Source organism: Burkholderia sp. IT-111MI5 (assembly GCF_949752865.1).
Taxonomy (GTDB): Bacteria; Pseudomonadota; Gammaproteobacteria; order Burkholderiales; family Burkholderiaceae; genus Burkholderia; species Burkholderia pyrrocinia_C.
The window spans coordinates 14,133-30,276 of the sequence record NZ_CATKIF010000022.1 but is presented as its reverse complement, the minus strand read 5'-3'; the positions used below and the strand labels follow the sequence as shown (position 1 = coordinate 30,276).

General features: G+C 67.3%; 16 protein-coding genes. 9 read left to right on the top strand and 7 right to left on the bottom strand.

Features of this window, described 5'->3' with window-relative positions; all coding sequences use genetic code 11:
• Positions 1–18: 18 nt before the first annotated feature.
• Together ACM6JT_RS18430 and ACM6JT_RS18425 are read left to right on the top strand one after the other, a co-directional pair.
• Positions 19–972, top strand: coding sequence for a DUF2167 domain-containing protein (locus ACM6JT_RS18430; protein ID WP_243566823.1), 954 nt, complete (start codon positions 19–21; stop codon positions 970–972).
• Positions 969–1,694, top strand: a complete 726-nt coding sequence (locus ACM6JT_RS18425) for a site-2 protease family protein (protein ID WP_414857013.1) — start codon at positions 969–971, stop codon at positions 1,692–1,694. Before ACM6JT_RS18430 ends, ACM6JT_RS18425 begins: the two co-directional genes overlap by 4 nt.
• A 74-nt stretch (positions 1,695–1,768) precedes the next feature.
• Here ACM6JT_RS18425 and ACM6JT_RS18420 read toward each other — a convergent pair whose 3' ends face one another.
• On the bottom strand, positions 1,769–3,145 hold the full coding sequence (locus tag ACM6JT_RS18420; protein ID WP_034181771.1) for an MFS transporter: 1,377 nt from the start codon (positions 3,143–3,145) through the stop codon (positions 1,769–1,771).
• Between the two features lie 251 nt (positions 3,146–3,396).
• On the opposite strand from ACM6JT_RS18420, the gene ACM6JT_RS18415 reads away from it, so the two are divergent.
• The gene (locus ACM6JT_RS18415) at positions 3,397–4,974 is read left to right on the top strand and encodes an aldehyde dehydrogenase (NADP(+)) (RefSeq protein ID WP_414857012.1); all 1,578 of its coding nucleotides are present in this window, start codon (positions 3,397–3,399) and stop codon (positions 4,972–4,974) included.
• Positions 4,975–5,106: 132 nt separating this feature from the next.
• Here the strand turns inward: ACM6JT_RS18415 and ACM6JT_RS18410 are convergent, their stop codons facing one another.
• Both ACM6JT_RS18410 and ACM6JT_RS18405 read right to left on the bottom strand, forming a co-directional pair.
• Positions 5,107–5,478, bottom strand: coding sequence for a type II toxin-antitoxin system VapC family toxin (locus tag ACM6JT_RS18410; protein ID WP_175917054.1), 372 nt, complete (start codon positions 5,476–5,478; stop codon positions 5,107–5,109).
• Entirely contained in the window at positions 5,475–5,672 is a 198-nt protein-coding gene (locus tag ACM6JT_RS18405; protein WP_072444647.1) for a type II toxin-antitoxin system VapB family antitoxin, read from the bottom strand. Before ACM6JT_RS18405 ends, ACM6JT_RS18410 begins: the two co-directional genes overlap by 4 nt.
• Positions 5,673–5,934: 262 nt before the next feature.
• Between ACM6JT_RS18405 and ACM6JT_RS18400 the strand changes: the two genes are divergently transcribed.
• Complete coding sequence (locus ACM6JT_RS18400; RefSeq protein WP_034181774.1) at positions 5,935–6,486, top strand: hypothetical protein; 552 nt, start codon at positions 5,935–5,937, stop codon at positions 6,484–6,486.
• Positions 6,487–6,685: 199 nt separating this feature from the next.
• Here ACM6JT_RS18400 and kdgD read toward each other — a convergent pair whose 3' ends face one another.
• A complete protein-coding gene (kdgD, locus tag ACM6JT_RS18395; protein WP_174421613.1) occupies positions 6,686–7,600 on the bottom strand; it encodes a 5-dehydro-4-deoxyglucarate dehydratase in 915 nt (304 codons plus the stop codon).
• A gap of 229 nt (positions 7,601–7,829) precedes the next feature.
• Between kdgD and garD the strand changes: the two genes are divergently transcribed.
• The 4 genes from garD (at position 7,830) to ACM6JT_RS18375 (ending at position 11,160) form a co-directional block, all read left to right on the top strand.
• Positions 7,830–9,383 (top strand): galactarate dehydratase, encoded by a 1,554-nt coding sequence (gene garD / locus ACM6JT_RS18390; RefSeq protein ID WP_414857011.1) that lies wholly within the window; start codon positions 7,830–7,832, stop codon positions 9,381–9,383.
• Between the two features lie 218 nt (positions 9,384–9,601).
• Entirely contained in the window at positions 9,602–9,994 is a 393-nt protein-coding gene (locus tag ACM6JT_RS18385; protein ID WP_105391026.1) for a nuclear transport factor 2 family protein, read from the top strand.
• Between the two features lie 77 nt (positions 9,995–10,071).
• Positions 10,072–10,527 (top strand): RbsD/FucU family protein, encoded by a 456-nt coding sequence (locus tag ACM6JT_RS18380; RefSeq protein WP_034181777.1) that lies wholly within the window; start codon positions 10,072–10,074, stop codon positions 10,525–10,527.
• Between the two features lie 195 nt (positions 10,528–10,722).
• Entirely contained in the window at positions 10,723–11,160 is a 438-nt protein-coding gene (locus tag ACM6JT_RS18375) for a DoxX family protein (protein ID WP_034181778.1), read from the top strand.
• A gap of 93 nt (positions 11,161–11,253) precedes the next feature.
• Here ACM6JT_RS18375 and ACM6JT_RS18370 read toward each other — a convergent pair whose 3' ends face one another.
• Positions 11,254–12,564, bottom strand: coding sequence for an MFS transporter (locus tag ACM6JT_RS18370; protein ID WP_034181779.1), 1,311 nt, complete (start codon positions 12,562–12,564; stop codon positions 11,254–11,256).
• A 478-nt stretch (positions 12,565–13,042) separates the two neighbouring features.
• The gene (locus ACM6JT_RS18365; protein ID WP_081938475.1) at positions 13,043–14,179 is read right to left on the bottom strand and encodes a branched-chain amino acid ABC transporter substrate-binding protein; all 1,137 of its coding nucleotides are present in this window, start codon (positions 14,177–14,179) and stop codon (positions 13,043–13,045) included.
• A gap of 649 nt (positions 14,180–14,828) precedes the next feature.
• Between ACM6JT_RS18365 and ACM6JT_RS18360 the strand changes: the two genes are divergently transcribed.
• Entirely contained in the window at positions 14,829–15,623 is a 795-nt protein-coding gene (locus tag ACM6JT_RS18360) for an AraC family transcriptional regulator (RefSeq protein WP_034181780.1), read from the top strand.
• A gap of 69 nt (positions 15,624–15,692) precedes the next feature.
• On the opposite strand, the gene ACM6JT_RS18355 is transcribed toward ACM6JT_RS18360, so the two are convergent.
• Complete coding sequence (locus tag ACM6JT_RS18355; protein ID WP_034181781.1) at positions 15,693–15,956, bottom strand: hypothetical protein; 264 nt, start codon at positions 15,954–15,956, stop codon at positions 15,693–15,695.
• Between the last annotated feature and the right edge of the window lie 188 nt (positions 15,957–16,144).

Sequence of the window (16,144 nt, the reverse complement as noted above, 5' to 3'; positions counted from 1 at the left end):
GGGAATCCAACAATGAAAATGAAAACGCTTGCCGTCCGGCTCGCCTGCGTGGCGACGCTCGCACTCGCCGCGACCAGCGGCCATGCGCAGACCGAAGCTGCGCAGGTGGAAATGAGGGCCGCCGCCGCGGCCGCCAACGAGGCCGTCGTCAAAGGGCCGGCCGACATCGACGTGAAGCACGAAGCCGTGCTGAAGCTGAAGGCCGGCGAGTCGTTCGTGCCGGCCGCCGAAGCCGGCCGCTACCTGCGGTCGATGGGCAACTCGGTCGACGAATCGAAGCTGGTCGGCCTCGTGCTGCCCGACGATCCCGACGCCGACTGGATTTCGGTCGTGTCGTTCGAGCCGAGCGGCTACATCCGCGACGACGACGCGAAGGACTGGAAGCCCGACGAACTGCTGAAGAACCTGCAGGCCGGCACCGAGGAAAACAACCCGGCACGCAAGGAACGCGGCCTGCCCGAAACCGAGGTGGTCGGCTGGGCAAAAGCGCCCGCGTACGACGCGGCCACGCACCGGCTCGTGTGGTCCGCGATCATCCGCGACAAGGGTGCGGCCCCGAATGCCGCGAACGACGGCGTGAACTACCGGACGCTCGTGCTCGGCCGCGACGGCTACCTGTCGCTGACGATGGCGTCGACGCTGGCCGATCTGCCGAAGTACAAGGCATCGGCCGACGGCCTGCTGTCGAACATCAGCTTCAACGACGGCAAACGCTATGCCGATTTCAACAAGTCGACCGACCATGTCGCCGAATACGGCCTCGCGGCGCTGATCGTCGGCGTCGGCGCGAAGAAGCTCGGCCTGCTCGCGCTGATCGGCGCGTTCGCGGTGAAGTTCTTCAAGATCGGCGCGGTTGCGCTGCTGGCCGGCGGCGCGGCGCTGAAGCGCTTCTTCGGGCGCAAGCCGAAGCCGGCCGCGGTGCCGGCCGTCGCCGATGCTTCCGACGTATCCGGCGCGGAGCGCAAGGAATGACGAAGCTGTTGCTGCTGATCTTCGGCGGCCTCAAGCTCGGCAAGGTGCTCGTTTCGGCGGGCACCATGCTGGCGTCGATCGCGGTCTACGCGCTGTTCTACGGCTGGCGGTTCGCGGCCGGTTTCGTCGCGCTGCTGCTGGTGCACGAGGCCGGCCACTACCTGGCCGCGCAGCGGCGCGGGCTCGACGTCGGGCTGCCGACGTTCATCCCGTTCGTCGGCGCATGGATCCAGCTGAAGGAGATGCCGCACGACGCGGAAACCGAAGCGTACGTCGGGCTCGCCGGGCCGTTCGTCGGCACGCTCGGCGCGCTGGCCTGCTACGCGGCTGCACGCCACTACGACAGCAACCTGCTGCTCGCGCTGTCGTACACGGGCTTCTTCCTGAACCTGTTCAACATGATTCCGCTGTCGCCGTTCGACGGCGGGCGGATCACCGCGGTGCTGTCGCCGCGCATCTGGTTCGCGGGCGTGCCGGTGCTGATCGCGCTGTTCGTGTATCGCCCGAGCCCGCTGCTGATCGTGATGGCGATCCTCGCGCTGCCGCAGCTGAAGCGCGCGTGGCGCTACGATCCCGACGCGCCGGAGAACCGCATGTACTACGCGACGTCGATCGAGACGAAGACGACGTACGCGCTCTGCTACGTCGGCCTGCTCGCGTTCCTCGCGCTGATGACGTCCGGCGTGCACGACATGCTGCATGTCGTGCATCCCGCGACCTGATGCAAGAACGGCGGCCGCTGTTACGCGGCCGCCGTCGTCTTCCATCCATTTCCGCCGAAATTTTCCGCCGAAGCTCACGCGTCGCGATGGCGCAGCTCGACCCGCTTGATGTCCTTCACGATCACGAGATAGCTGAACACGGTGACGAGCGCGTTCAGCCCGACGAACACGAGCGCGCCGTTGAACGAGCCGCTCGCGCCGACGAGATAGCCGATCGCGATCGGCGCGACGATGCCGGCCGTGTTGCCGAACATGTTGAACAGGCTGCCCGACAGGCCGATCGCTTCCTTCGGCGCGGTATCCGCGACCACGGCCCAGCCGAGCGAGCCGATCCCCTTGCCGAAGAACGACACGGCCATCAGCACGATCACGAGCGCTTCGCTGTCGACGTAATTGCAGCCGATGATGACCATCGACAGCAGCATCCCGCCGACGATCGGGATCTTGCGCGCGAGCGTCAGCGACACGCCGCGGCGGATCAGCGCGTCCGACAGCATTCCGCCGAGCACGCCGCCGAGAAACCCGCAGATCGCGGGCAGCGACGTCATGAAACCGGCCTTCAGCAGCGACATGCCGCGCGCCTGCACGAGGTAGATCGGGAACCACGTGAGGAAGAAGTACGTGAGCACGTTCACGCAGTACTGGCCGAGATACACGCCGATCAGCATCCGGTTCGACAGAAGCTGGCGCACGTAATACCAGCCGGCGACGCGGCTGCCTTCGGACGCCGGACCGGTGCCGCGCGACTTCGATCGCACGAGGCCGCCGCCCTGCTCGATATGGTCGAGCTCCGCGCGGTTCACGGCCGGATGGTCGGCCGGATCCTTCATCACACGCAGCCACAGGAACGCAAGCGCGATGCCAGCGAGGCCGAGCCACAGGTACACGTGGTGCCAGCCGTACGCATGCGTGAGCCACGCCATCAGCGGCGAGAACACCACGGCCGCGAAATACTGCGCGGCGTTGAAGATCGCCGACGCGGTGCCGCGCTCGGCGGTCGGAAACCAGCTCGCGACGACCTTCGCATTGGCGGGGAACGCGGGCGCTTCGGCGATGCCGACCGCGAAGCGCATCGCGAACAGCGCGGCGACGGCGAACGCGGCGCTGCCGCCGAGGCCGATCGTGCTCTGCAGCAGCGTGAACGCCGACCACAGGAAGATGCTCGCCGCATACACGCGCCGCGCGCCGAAGCGGTCGAGCAGCCAGCCGCTCGGCAGTTGCGCGAGCACGTACGCCCAGCTGAACGCCGAGAAGATGTAGCCCATCGTCACCGGATCGATGCCGAACGCCTTGCGGATCGGCGTACCGGTGATCGAGAGCGTCGCGCGATCCGCGTAGTTGAGCGTCGTGACGACGAACAGCATCGCCAGGATCCAGTAGCGCACGGCAGTCCGGCGCGCGGTGCGCGCGAGGTCGACCGGGAGATCGCGAGGGGTGGTCTGATTGGGCATGTTAATGTAGTACGTCGTCGTATGACATGGGCGGAAGTTTATGGGCAATGCCCGGATGCAGAAACCTCGGGTTTTCCCTTTGACGAGTGATGCCAGATAGTGAGAATGCCGTGACAAGGTTGACTGGAAGAGGATTTCAGGTGCGCCATGGGACGGCTGGAAGTCGGCGCGAACGATGAATTGACGTCGGCAGACATCGTATCTGTTGAGCTACAATGGACAATCTATTCCCGAACCACGGAGCACACCCCATGCAACTGACAGGAGAGATGCTGATCGGCGCCGAAGCGGTGGCCGGCTCGGCCGGACCCTTGCACGCGTTCGACCCGACGAAGGGCGCACAAATCGATGCGCCGGCGTTCGGCGTCGCGACGCAGGCCGACGTCGACCGCGCGTGCGAACTCGCGCGCGACGCGTTCGATGCGTACCGCGCGCAGCCGCTCGCGGCCCGCGCGGCGTTTCTCGACGCGATCGCGGATGAAATCGTCGCGCTCGGCGACGCGCTGATCGAGCGCGCGCACGCCGAAACGGGCCTGCCCGTCGCGCGGCTGCAGGGCGAGCGCGGCCGCACCGTCGGCCAGCTCCGGCTGTTCGCGCGCGTCGTGCGCGACGGGCGCTTCCTCGCCGCGTCGATCGATCCCGCGCAGCCCGCGCGCACGCCGCTGCCGCGCGCGGACCTGCGGCTGCAGAAGGTCGGGCTCGGGCCCGTCGCCGTGTTCGGCGCGAGCAACTTCCCGCTCGCGTTCTCGGTGGCCGGCGGCGATACCGCGTCGGCGCTCGCGGCCGGCTGCCCGGTGATCGTGAAGGCGCACGAAGCGCACCTCGGCACGTCCGAGCTGGTCGGCCGCGCGATCCGCGCCGCCGTTGCGAAATGCGGGATGCCGGCCGGCGTGTTCTCGCTGCTGATCGGCCCCGGCCGCGTGACCGGCGCGGCGCTCGTCAGCCATCCGGCGATCCAGGCCGTCGGGTTCACCGGTTCGCGGCAGGGCGGCATGGCGCTCGTGCAGCTCGCGAACGCGCGCCCGCAGCCGATTCCCGTCTACGCGGAAATGAGCAGCATCAACCCCGTCGTGCTGTTCCCGGCCGCGCTCGCCGCGCGCGGCGACGCGATCGCGACGGGCTTCGTCGATTCGCTGACGCTCGGCGTCGGCCAGTTCTGTACGAACCCCGGCCTCGTGCTCGCGATCGACGGCCCCGATCTCGACCGCTTCGAAGCCGTCGCCGCGCAGGCGCTCGCGAAGAAGCCGGCCGGCGTGATGCTCACGCGCGGCATCGCCGATGCGTATCGCAGCGGCCGCGGCAAGCTGGCCGAGCTGCCGGGCGTGCGCGAAATCGGCGCGGGCGAGGCCGCGCAGACCGAATGCCAGGCGGGCGGCGCGCTGTACGAAGTCGGCGCGCAGGCGTTCCTGGCCGAGCCGGCGTTCAGCCACGAGGTGTTCGGGCCGGCGTCGCTGATCGTGCGCTGCCGCGATCTCGACGAAGTCGCGTGCGTGCTCGACGCGCTCGAAGGCCAGCTCACGGCCACGCTGCAGATGGACGCCGACGACAAGCCGCTCGCGCGCCGGCTGCTGCCGATCCTCGAACGCAAGGCCGGGCGCCTGCTCGTCAACGGTTACCCGACCGGCGTTGAGGTGTGCGATGCGATGGTGCACGGCGGGCCGTTCCCCGCGACGTCGAACCCCGCCGTCACGTCGGTCGGCGCGACGGCGATCGAGCGCTTCCTGCGGCCCGTGTGCTACCAGGACTTCCCGGACGATCTGCTGCCCGAAGGGTTGCAGGAAAGCAATCCGCTCGCGATTCCGCGCCTGCGGGACGGGAAGGCGGAGTGACGGGCCGGATCGATTGAGGGTGCGGTTCCCGGCGGCCGGTGCGCCGGGGCGAGAAACAAAAAGGCGGAAGTGGCCGGTGGGCCGCTTCCGCCTTTTTTGCATTTCGGGCGTTTGTGCCGCCGGTCCCGTCGGTCAGTGGGCGGGATGAGCGGCGAGCTGCAGGCGGTCGGCTGCGGCCAGCAGGCGCCGGTCGCGTGTCCACAGCTTGCTGCCGCTGGTCAGTCTGACTGAAGCGAGCAGGTGCGCGTCGACGTAACCGATGCCGAGTCCGTGAAGCGGCACGACGTCGATCATGCGTTGAACTTCGTCGTCGGTTGCCGAGGTGGCAGCGGGGAGGTCGCGCAGCGCGTCCAGCACGGTCTGGCGATCGCGCAGGCTGCCGAGCGAAAGCTCGCCGACGACGAACGGATGGATCAATACCCGCTCGGCTTCGAGCAGCGTAGTGAGCGCTGCATCGCCGGCTCGCAGGTGATCGATCCAGACGGACGTGTCGACAAGAATCATGCTGGCTCCGACGGGCGGCGCGGCACGGGTTCGAGATCGGGTTCGGTGCCGCCGAGACGAGCCAGCCGTCGAGCGCTTTCGCGGGCAATCAGCGCGCGCAGTGCTTCTCTTACCAGCGCCGACTTTTCGGTGACGCCGGTCAACTGCTGCGCTTTGGCGAGCAGGGCGTCGTCCAGGGATAAGGTGGTGCGCATGATCGGCTTCCGAAAAAATGATGCATCAATTATGTCATCAATTGATGTCGAATGTGATGCCTTGCGCTGACGGAGGAGTTGACCGGGCGTCGTGCCGGTGCGGCACGGGGGCAGGCGGGCGGCGGCACCGGGTGCGCCAGACTGTCGTCGATCTTGCCGTCTTACGCGTCGCCGGAATTTCTCCTACAGTAGCGAAGCCCCGGACCACCTGGTCCGCGGGCGAGCCTGAGAGACCGACAAAAGACAACGAGGGAACCCTCCGATGAACATCAACAAGCGTGGCGATCACCTGTTCGCGGCCGGATTGTGGAAAGCGATCGGCGACGTCGCGAAATCCGTGCGCACCCAGATCGGCCAATACAGCGAAGGGCGCGTGCTCGCGAACGCGTTGCTGGAATTCCAGCGGGACCTGGGCGGCAGCGAATTCGACCTGACGATCAACCAGGGGCGGCTCGTCACGGGCGCCGACGCGCATTCGCTCATGTTCGGGCAGGCCGTCCGACGTTTCCGGCAGGACATGGAAGCGCTCGTGTTCGCGCTCCAGTACCGGCGCAGCATCGACGAACGCGACCAGGGCCTGCGCGCCGAAGCGTTGACGCAGGCGAACAGCCAGCTCGCGACCGCGAAGCAGTCGGCGACGATCACGGTCGGCCGGTTCTTCGACGCGGTCGTCGATCGCGACGTGCTCGGGCAGATCCTCGACGGCGAATCGAAGGCGCGTGCGCGTACGGGCGCGCAGGACCAGATCGAAGCAACGCGGGTCAAGCTGGGGAACGTGCGCTACCGGATCGTCGGGATCATCGCGCAGATGTGACGGCGACGGCCGACCCGCGAAGCATGGCGGCGTTGGACGGAGCGGCGGGGCCAGCACGCATCGCGGCGGATGCGTGCACGATTACCGATACAAACGGCCGCGGCAGGGGTCAAACCGGCCGCGACACAAAAACGTTGCGCACTGCGTAACGGCGAGCCGGCCGCGGCGCCGATGCAGGCGCCGCGCCGGCCACACCCGCTTACTGCGGGCCCATCTTCTTGATCAGCACGTCGAGCTCCGCCGCTTCTTCGTCGGTAAGGTCGACGAGCGGCGCACGCACGGGGCCCGCGTCGTGGCCGACGAGCTTCGCGCCCGCCTTCACGATGCTGACCGCATAACCCGCGCGGCGATTGCGGATCTTCAGGTACGGCAGGAAGAAATCGTCGATCAGGCGGCCGACCGTCGCATGGTCGTCCTTCGCGATCGCTTCGTAGAATTCCATCGCCGTCTTCGGGATGAAGTTGAACACGGCCGACGAGTACACCGGCACGCCGAGCGCCTTGTACGCGGCCGCATAGACTTCGGCCGTCGGCAGGCCGCCGAGGTACGCGAACCGGTCGCCGAGGCGGCGGCGGATCGTGACCATGCTTTCGATTTCGCCGACGCCGTCCTTGAAGCCGATCAGGTTCGGGCAACGGTCGGCGAGGCGCTCGAGCATGTCGGCGTTCAGCTTCGAATTCGCGCGGTTGTACACCACGACGCCGATCTTCAGCGCGCGGCACACCTGCTCGACGTGGTCGGCGATCCCTTCCTGGCTCGCTTCGGTCAGGTAATGCGGCATCAGCAGCACGCCGCTCGCGCCGAGGCGCTCGGCTTCCTGCGCATATTCGATCGCGACGCGCGTCGCGCCGCCCGCGCCGGCGAGGATCGGCACCTTGCCCTTGCAGGTTTCCGTCGCGACGCGGATCACGTCCGAATATTCGCGCTGCGTGAGCGAGAAGAATTCACCGGTGCCGCCGGCCGCGAACAGCGCGCTCGCGCCATACGGCGCCAGCCATTCGAGGCGCTCGGCATAGGTGGTCGGGCGGAAGTTGCCGTCGGCGTCGAAGTCGGTCAACGGAAACGACAGCAGGCCGTGGGAAATGATTTGTTTGAGTTCTTGCGGTGAAGTCATGGTTGGGTCGTCCGTCTAGCGCGAGTGCTGGGTTCGTCGGGAACGGCATACGGGCCACATTGGCGATGTCGTTGTATGTCATCGTACAACACGGGGAAAGGTGGCGCAAGCGGTTTGCTGGTCGGTCGATAGTAGGGTCTTTCCGGATAAGGGTTTACGCAGAATCCCCGATTGGGTTGAATGTCGTATGATGACTAACGATATGACCGGTCGCTTCCAGGAAATTCCGATGACTGCTTCCCCTCTCTACATCCGCGTGCATCCGGACGACAACGTCGCGATCGTCGTCAACGACGGCGGCCTGCGCGAAGGCGCGACGTTCGCCGACGGGCTGACGCTGCGCGAAGGCGTGCCGCAGGGGCACAAGGTCGCGTTGGCCGACCTCGCGGCTGGCGACCCGATCGTCCGCTACAACGTGGTGATCGGCTATGCGCTGACCGACCTGCGGCGCGGCAGCTGGGTCAACGAGCGCACGATGCGCATGCCCGAGCCGCCGGGGCTCGACGACCTGCCGCTCGCGACGCGTGCCGCGCCGCCGCTGGCGCCGCTCGAAGGCTATACGTTCGAGGGCTTTCGCAATGCCGACGGCTCGGTCGGCACGCGCAACATCCTCGCGATCACGACGACCGTGCAGTGCGTGTCGGGCGTCGTCGAGCATGCGGTGAAGCGGATCAAGGCCGAGCTGCTGCCGCGCTATCCGAACGTCGACGACGTGGTCGGGCTCGAGCATACGTACGGCTGCGGCGTCGCGATCGATGCGCCCGACGCCGACATCCCGATCCGCACGCTGCGCAACATCAGCCTGAACCCGAATTTCGGCGGCGAGGTGATGACCGTGAGTCTCGGCTGCGAGAAGCTGCAGCCCGAGCGCCTGCTGCCGCCCGGCGCGATTCCGGTGGCCGCCGACGGCGCGACCGACAACGGCGGTGTCGTGTGCCTGCAGGACGCCGCGCACGTCGGCTTCAACTCGATGATCGACTCGATCATGACGATGGCCGAATCGCATCTCGAGCGGCTGAACCGCCGCCGCCGCGAGACGTGCCCCGCGTCGGATCTCGTCGTCGGCGTGCAGTGCGGCGGCAGCGACGCGTTCTCGGGGCTGACCGCGAACCCGGCCGTCGGCTTCGCGGCCGACCTGCTCGTGCGCGCGGGCGCGACGATCATGTTCTCCGAGGTGACGGAAGTGCGCGACGGCGTCGCGCAGCTCACGTCGCGCGCGGCGAACGAGGATATTGCACGCGAGATCATCCGCGAGATGGACTGGTACGACCGCTACCTGCAGCGCGGCCGCGTCGACCGCAGCGCGAACACGACGCCCGGCAACAAGAAGGGCGGCCTGTCGAACATCGTCGAGAAGGCGATGGGTTCGATCGTGAAGTCGGGCAGCGCGCCGATCGCCGGCGTCGTGCGCCCGGGCGATCGCGCGCGGCAGAAGGGGCTGCTGTACGCTGCGACGCCCGCGAGCGACTTCATCTGCGGCACGCTGCAGCTCGCGGCGGGGATGAACCTGCACGTGTTCACGACCGGCCGCGGCACACCGTACGGTCTCGCGCAGGTGCCGGTGATCAAGGTCGCGACGCGCAGCGATCTCGCGCGCCGCTGGCACGACCTGATGGATCTCGACGCCGGGCAGATCGCGACCGGCGCGGCCACGATCGAGGACGTGGGCTGGGAACTGTTCCGGCTGATGCTCGACGTCGCGAGCGGCAAGCGCCGCACGTGGGCCGAGCAATGGAAGCTCGCGAATGCGCTGACGCTGTTCAATCCGGCGCCGGTGACCTGACGCGCGCGGTGGTGACGACAGACGATGCGGGCGCCTTCTGGCGCCCGTTTTCGCTGTGGCGGCGGGTTCGCGATGCGGCGCATGCGTGTCGCACGCGGCCGGCACGAATTCCTTACCTCGCACGTAATCGACCGCCCACGCGAGGCCGGCGACGATAGCTGCACGCGGACACGAAACGTTCGCGACATCGTCCCCTCATCGACACAAGGAGCCTCGCAATGAACACCGCCCAATCCGCCCAGTCTGCTCAAGCCGACCTGATCGACCGCTACTTCGACGCATGGAACGAACCCGACGTCGCGCGCCGCCGCGCGCTGATCGATGCAACCTACGCGAGCGATGCGACCTATCGCGATCCGCTGATGGCCGGCGACGGCCACGCGGGCATCGACACGATGATCGCGGCCGTGCAGGAGCGCTTTCCCGCATACCGCTTCCGCCGCACGACCGACGTCGACGCGTTCGGCCAGCATCTGCGGTTCTCGTGGGCGCTCGTGTCGCCCGACGGCGCGGCGATCGTGAAGGGCTCGGACTTCGGCACCGTCGACGCGTCGGGCCGTCTCGCCTCGGTCACGGGTTTCATCGACGAAATGCCCGTCGCGGCGTCGTGAAGCGAGCGATACCTGCCCGGCGGCGACAGGGATCGGGTAACTTATGCGTTCATTCCCGATCCTGGAGACAAGCCGACATGCTGAAGAATCTCGACCCGCTGCTGCACGCCGACATCCTGCACACGCTGCGCGCGATGGGCCACGGTGACGAAATCGCGATCTGCGACGCGAATTTCCCGGCGGAATCCGTCGCGGAGCACACGGTGGTCGGCCGCGCGCTGCGGATCGACGGCGCCGATTCGGCGCGCGTCGCGCGTGCGGTGCTGTCCGTGCTGCCGCTCGACACGTACGTCGACACGCCCGCATGGCGGATGGAAGTCGTCGGCGACGCGGCTGCAGTGCCGCCCGTGCAGCGCGAGGTGCAGGCCGAGATCGACCGCGCGGAAGGGCGCGCGGTGCCGCTCACGGGCGTCGAGCGTTTCGCGTTCTACGAGCGCGCGCAGCAGGCGTATGCGGTGATCGTCACCGGCGAACTGCGCGGTTACGGCTGCTTCATCTTCAAGAAAGGCGTGCTGTTGAGCGACGCGGGCTAAACGCTTTTTTCGTGCCGCCGCAAGCGGGCCGCGCGACCGCTGCCGTGTAAAGATTTGCTACAACCTTTTTCTTGGACACGGCCGAAAGACCCTCTATGCTGGCCCATTTGCCGCAGGCCCAGCAGGGCCGCGCGGCCCCCGAGCTTCACGGGCGCGCCCCGTGCGGCCGGCCGAACTGCATACGAGGAGAGAGGCATGACGCGTTCCGTCGATTCCGGCGTCATTTTTTTCGCACGCCTGGCGCTGGCGGCGTTGTTCCTGTGGGGCGGCGTGATGAAGCTGCTCGGCTACGGCGATTTCGTCGGTTACCTGCATGGGTTGAACGTGCCGTATCCGCAGGTCGTCGCGCCGATCGTCGTCGCGATCGAGGGGCTCGGCGGCCTGCTGCTGATCGTCGGCTACAAGGTGAAGCCGCTCGCGCTGCTGATGGCGTTCTATACAGTCGCGACCGCGATGGTCGGGCACAATTTCTGGGACGCGACGGACGCCGCGGTCCAGCACGACATGGTGATCCATTTCTGGAAGAACATTTCGATCGCCGGCGGTTTCCTGCTGCTGTTCGTCACCGGCGCCGGCGGCGCGAGCATCGACGGCCTGCGCCGGCCGAGTTCGTCGTACGGCGGCCTGCGCTGACCTCGCGCGCGTCGTTGCGCTGAAGCAAAACAAAAGGGCCGAATCCCGCAGGATTCGGCCCTTTGCGCATGGAACGGGCGCGTGCGCCAGCGTTCAGTGCGCGTCCTTCACGTCCTTCGCATCCTTCGAGAACTGCACGGCGATCGCGCCGAGCACGCAGATCGCCGCGACGTACACCACCGGCGCGAGCGGATTCGACTTCATCATCAGCGACACGATCACCGGCGTGAGGCCGCCGAAGATTGCATACGCGACGTTGTACGAGAACGAGATGCCCGAGAAGCGCACGACGGCCGGGAAGCTCTTGACCATCACGAACGGCACCGCGCCGATCGTGCCGACCATGAAGCCCGCGATCCCGTAGTAGAGCGGCAGCGTCGACGCGTCGGCCGCGACCTGCACGAACAGCAGGTAGTAGCACGCGGCCAGCCCGATGCCGCCGATGCCGAGCACGCGCTTCGCGCCGATCCAGCCCGCGAGCGAACCCGCGGTGATGCAGCCGGCCGTCAGGCACAGCGTCGCGACGCTGTTCGCGAACAGCGTCGTCGCGGGCGTCAGGTGGAACTGCTTTTGCAGCAGCGCGGGCGTCATCAGGATCACGACGACGATCGCGGCCGACAGCATCCACGTGAGCAGCATCGACACGATCACCGCGCGGCCGTGGTCGCGCAGCACGGCCTTCAGCGGAATCTCGGCCGCGAGCGCCTTCTTCGCCTTCATTTCGGCGAACACCGGCGTTTCATGCAGCCAGCGGCGCAGGTACACGGAGAACAGCCCGAACACGCCGCCGAGCAGGAACGGGATGCGCCATGCGAACGCACCGACTTCGGCGCTCGAGTAACGGCTGTTGATGCCGGCCGCGACCAGCGAGCCGAGCAGGATGCCGGCCGTGAGGCCCGCGGTCAGCGTGCCGCACGCATAACCGATATGGCGCGACGGCACATGCTCGGACACGAACACCCACGCGCCCGGCACTTCGCCGCCGACTGCCGCGCCCTGCAGCACGCGGAACAGCAGCAGCAACACCGGCGCGAGGATGCCGATCGAGTCGTAGGTCGGCAGCAGGCCCATCAGCAGCGTCGGCACGGACATCATCAGCACGCTCAGCGTGAACATCCGCTTGCGGCCGAACAGGTCGCCGAAGTGCGCCATGATCACGCCGCCGAGCGGGCGCGCGAGATAGCCGGCCGCGAAGATGCCGAACGTCTGCAACTGGCGCAGCCAGTCGGGAATGTCGTGCGGGAAGAACAGTTGTCCTATCGCCGGTGCGAAGAACACGAAGATGATGAAGTCGTAGAACTCGAGGGCGCCGCCGAGTGCGGCGAGGCCAAGGGTCTTGTAGTCGCTGCGCGTGAGCGCGCGTTCGGCGGCGCGAGGCACGCCGCTCAATTCGGAAGCTTGCATGGTCAGGACGATCGGTTTTCGAATGTAGTTGTCGGTGCTGCGTCTCCAGGGCCCGCTATCGGCATGGACTGACAAGGCGCGGCTTGCGTCGTCGAAGCGTGCCGGGTGCCGGATAGGGCACGAAACACGCATCGCCGCACCGGGATGGGGCGCGGCGCAGACGAAGCGTCAAAGCGGGTGGGGGGATTCTACAGGAGCGCGAAATGCGCGAGCGCGGGCGCGCGCCGAGGAGGGCTTCGAACGTCCGGCCGAAGCGTGCGCGGCGCGGGCGGCCGGTGAGCCGCTTCCCGCGCCGCACGGGGCAGGGTCTAGTGCAGTGTTCGGCGCTAATCGGCACTTATGAGCCGCGCCTTCGCGCCCGTGGCGGCGTTGCAAATCCTCGCGATGCCACTGGGCATCGCTGCGGTTTGCGCCTTGCCACGAACGCGAATCCGCAGGCCCATAAGCACCGCTTAGCACCGAACACTACACTAGCGTATCAGTTGCCGGCGATCGTATCGACCGGCTTGAACGCGCCGTGCTCGACCTTGTAGATCGTGACCGGCGCATCCTTCAGGTCGCCCTTCGTGTCGTACGCGATGCTGGGGGCCGACACGCCCTTGACCGACACCTTGCCGAGATACGGCGTGTACACCTTCGGGTCGGTCGAGTTCGCGTCCTTCATTGCGGTGAGCAGCGCGATCGTGCCGTCATACGAGTACGGCGAGTACGTGATCACGTCTTCGTTGAAGCGCGCCTTGTAGCGTGCCGCGTAGCCGGCGAAGCCCGGCATCTTTTCCTTCGGCAGCCCGCCCATGTAGACGATCGCGCCTTCGGCCGCTTCGCCGCCGACCTTCAGGAACGTCGGCGAGCGCGACATCTCGCCCGTCACGAACGCCGCCTTCATCCCGAGCTGGCGCATCTTGCGGATCATCGGCGACGATTGCGCGTCGCCGCCGCCGTAGAAGACCGCGTCGGGATTGACGCCCTTCAGGTTGGTCAGGATCGCCGAGAAATCGAGCGCCTTGTCGTTCGTGAAGTCGCGCTTGACGATCGTGCCGCCCGCCGCCTCCACGGCCTTCGCGAATTCGTCGGCGATGCCCTGGCCGTAGGCCGTGCGGTCGTCGATGATCGCGATGCGCTTGAAGCGCAGCGTCTTCACTGCGTACGTGCCGACGATGCGGCCCGCCTGCGCGTCGCTCGTCAGCAGCCGGTAGGTCGTCTTGTAGCCGCGCGCCGTGTATTGCGGCGACGTCGCCATCGAGATCTGCGGCAGTCCGGCGCGATCGTACAGGTCGGACGCCGGAATGCTGGTGCCCGAGTTGAAGTGGCCGATGATCCCGCGGACGTTGTCGTCGATCAGCCGCTGCGCGACGGTCGTGCCCGTGCGCGGGTCGGCCTGGTCGTCCTGCGAGTCGAGCTGGAACGTGACGGGCTTGCCGCCGATCGTCGGACGCGTCGCGTTGAAGTCGGCGATCGCGAGCTGCACGCCCTTCTGCATGTCCGTGCCGTAGTTCGATTGCGGGCCGGTCAGCGGTGCGGCGAAACCGATCTTGACGACGTCGGCGGCGATGGCGTGCGTGCCCGACAGTGCGCAGGCGGCAGCCAGCGCGACGTGCGATACCTTCAGCTTCACTTTCACTTCCCCTTGATGGCGTGGTTGGGCCGCCGCCGGCTAGCGGGCCGGCGCCGGTAAACCGGGCGAGACGGTTCGGTCGGCCGGCCGATGCGCAGGCCGTACCTGCTCGCTGCGTGCAGCGCTGGCTGTGCCGGAATCGGCGTGCGCTGCGGGTGATGCGGCAGGGCCGTGCGCGCCGATTGCTGCAGCGGCGCGGGGTCGTCTCGTGACCGTGAAGCGAAGTCTAGATAGCGAAAATGCGCGCGTCTTGCGCGTTCGGTGCGCGGCCGGCGACGATATCGGCATATCGTCGATAACCCTGATATATGCCGAAATCGTCATGTCGAATGCGCAATCGCGCCAAGACGCTGCCCGTCCGCATTTTTAGGATGGTGGATCCGGGCGCGCAGTGCCGGTGCGCCAATGCGGCAGGTCGGCATCGGCGCATGCGTGACTGCATGCGGCGGCGCAAGCGGATTCGCGGCCGGCCGCCGTACCCGCGGCGCGGTAGTTGCGCGCGCAACGTCTGTCGCTTGCCGATGCCGGCCGATCGGCGGCGCGATGCGACGGCTGCCGCCAGCTTGCCCGCCCCCGCGATCGGCGCGACGCGATTGAAGGGGCGCTCCTATAATCGACGCCATCTGCCACTCGCTTCGCGGATGCCGGGATGACGACCTTGCTTGCCGTACCGCCCATGAGCCTGTCCGACACGTTGCGCTACCAGCCCGACAACGCCGATTTCGGCGCGATGCTCGCGCACTTCCGCCTGCTCGAACCGGTGTTCGATGCGTTGCCGGACGTCGCGTTCTTCGTGAAGGATGCGAGCGGCCGCTACGCGCTCGTCAACCGCACGCTGGCGATGCGCTGCGGCTACAAGGACAAGCGCGACCTGCTCGGCAAGACGACCGACGAAGTGTTTCCGCGCCGCTTCGGCCGCAGCTATTTCGAGCAGGACATGGCGACGATCAACGCCGGCCAGCAACTGATGGACCAGCTCGAGCTGCACCTGTATCCGGGGCGCCAGCCGGGCTGGTGCCTGACTTGCAAGGAGCCGCTGCGCGACGCCGCGGGCAAGGTGGTCGGCCTCGCGGGCATCTCGCGCGACCTGAAGGCGCACGAGGGGTCGCATCCGGCCTACAGCAAGCTTGCCGACGTGGTCCAGCACATCCAGGATCACTACGTGCAGCCGCTGAACCTGAAGCATCTCGCGCAGATGGCCGGGATGTCGGTCGCGCAGCTCGAACGCTATTTCCACAAGGTGTTCCACCTGACGCCGCGCCAGGTGCTGCTGAAGACGCGGCTCGATGCGGCCACCGCGCTGCTCGTCACGCACGACAAGGTGACCGACGTCGCGGCGCTATGCGGCTATACGGATCACAGCGCGTTCACGCGCCAGTTCAAGGCGACGGTCGGCGTGACGCCGACGGAATACCGGTTGATGCTGCAGGAGCGGGCGGGGTGACGCGAGACGCCGGAAGGGCCGGCGCGTCGCAGGGATCGAGGCAATACGGGGAAGCGGGGAAACGGCAGCTCAGCGGTAGCCGAGCCCTTTCAGGACGGCCGTGCCGTCTTCGGTCAGCCGGAAGCTCGGTGCGGTATCGGGATCGAGCTTGACCATCTCGACGAGACCGGCTTCCTGCAGCGCAGGCAATTCGGCTTTGGCGTTCGCGCCGATCGGCGCATGCAGCAGCACGAGCAGCGTCGCGATTTCGTGATGACTGAGCAGGCGGCGCAGCATCGTCTTCTTTGCAGGGGGCGCGGCCTGGCGGCCCGCGGGTGCTTCTACGGCGCTCATCGCTTTCCTCCTTTTCGAGATAACCATCGGGTACTGGTTGCGGATGGTGCCGTCGAAGACTTAAGCGATTCTTAAAACGGTGGTGTGCGACGGGATGCTGCGTTGCGGTACGGGTTACCGTATGTAACGTCATACGGAGCGCGGCTCCCGGCCGGGTCGCGGTCAGCCGCGCGGGCTGGTGCTCGGCC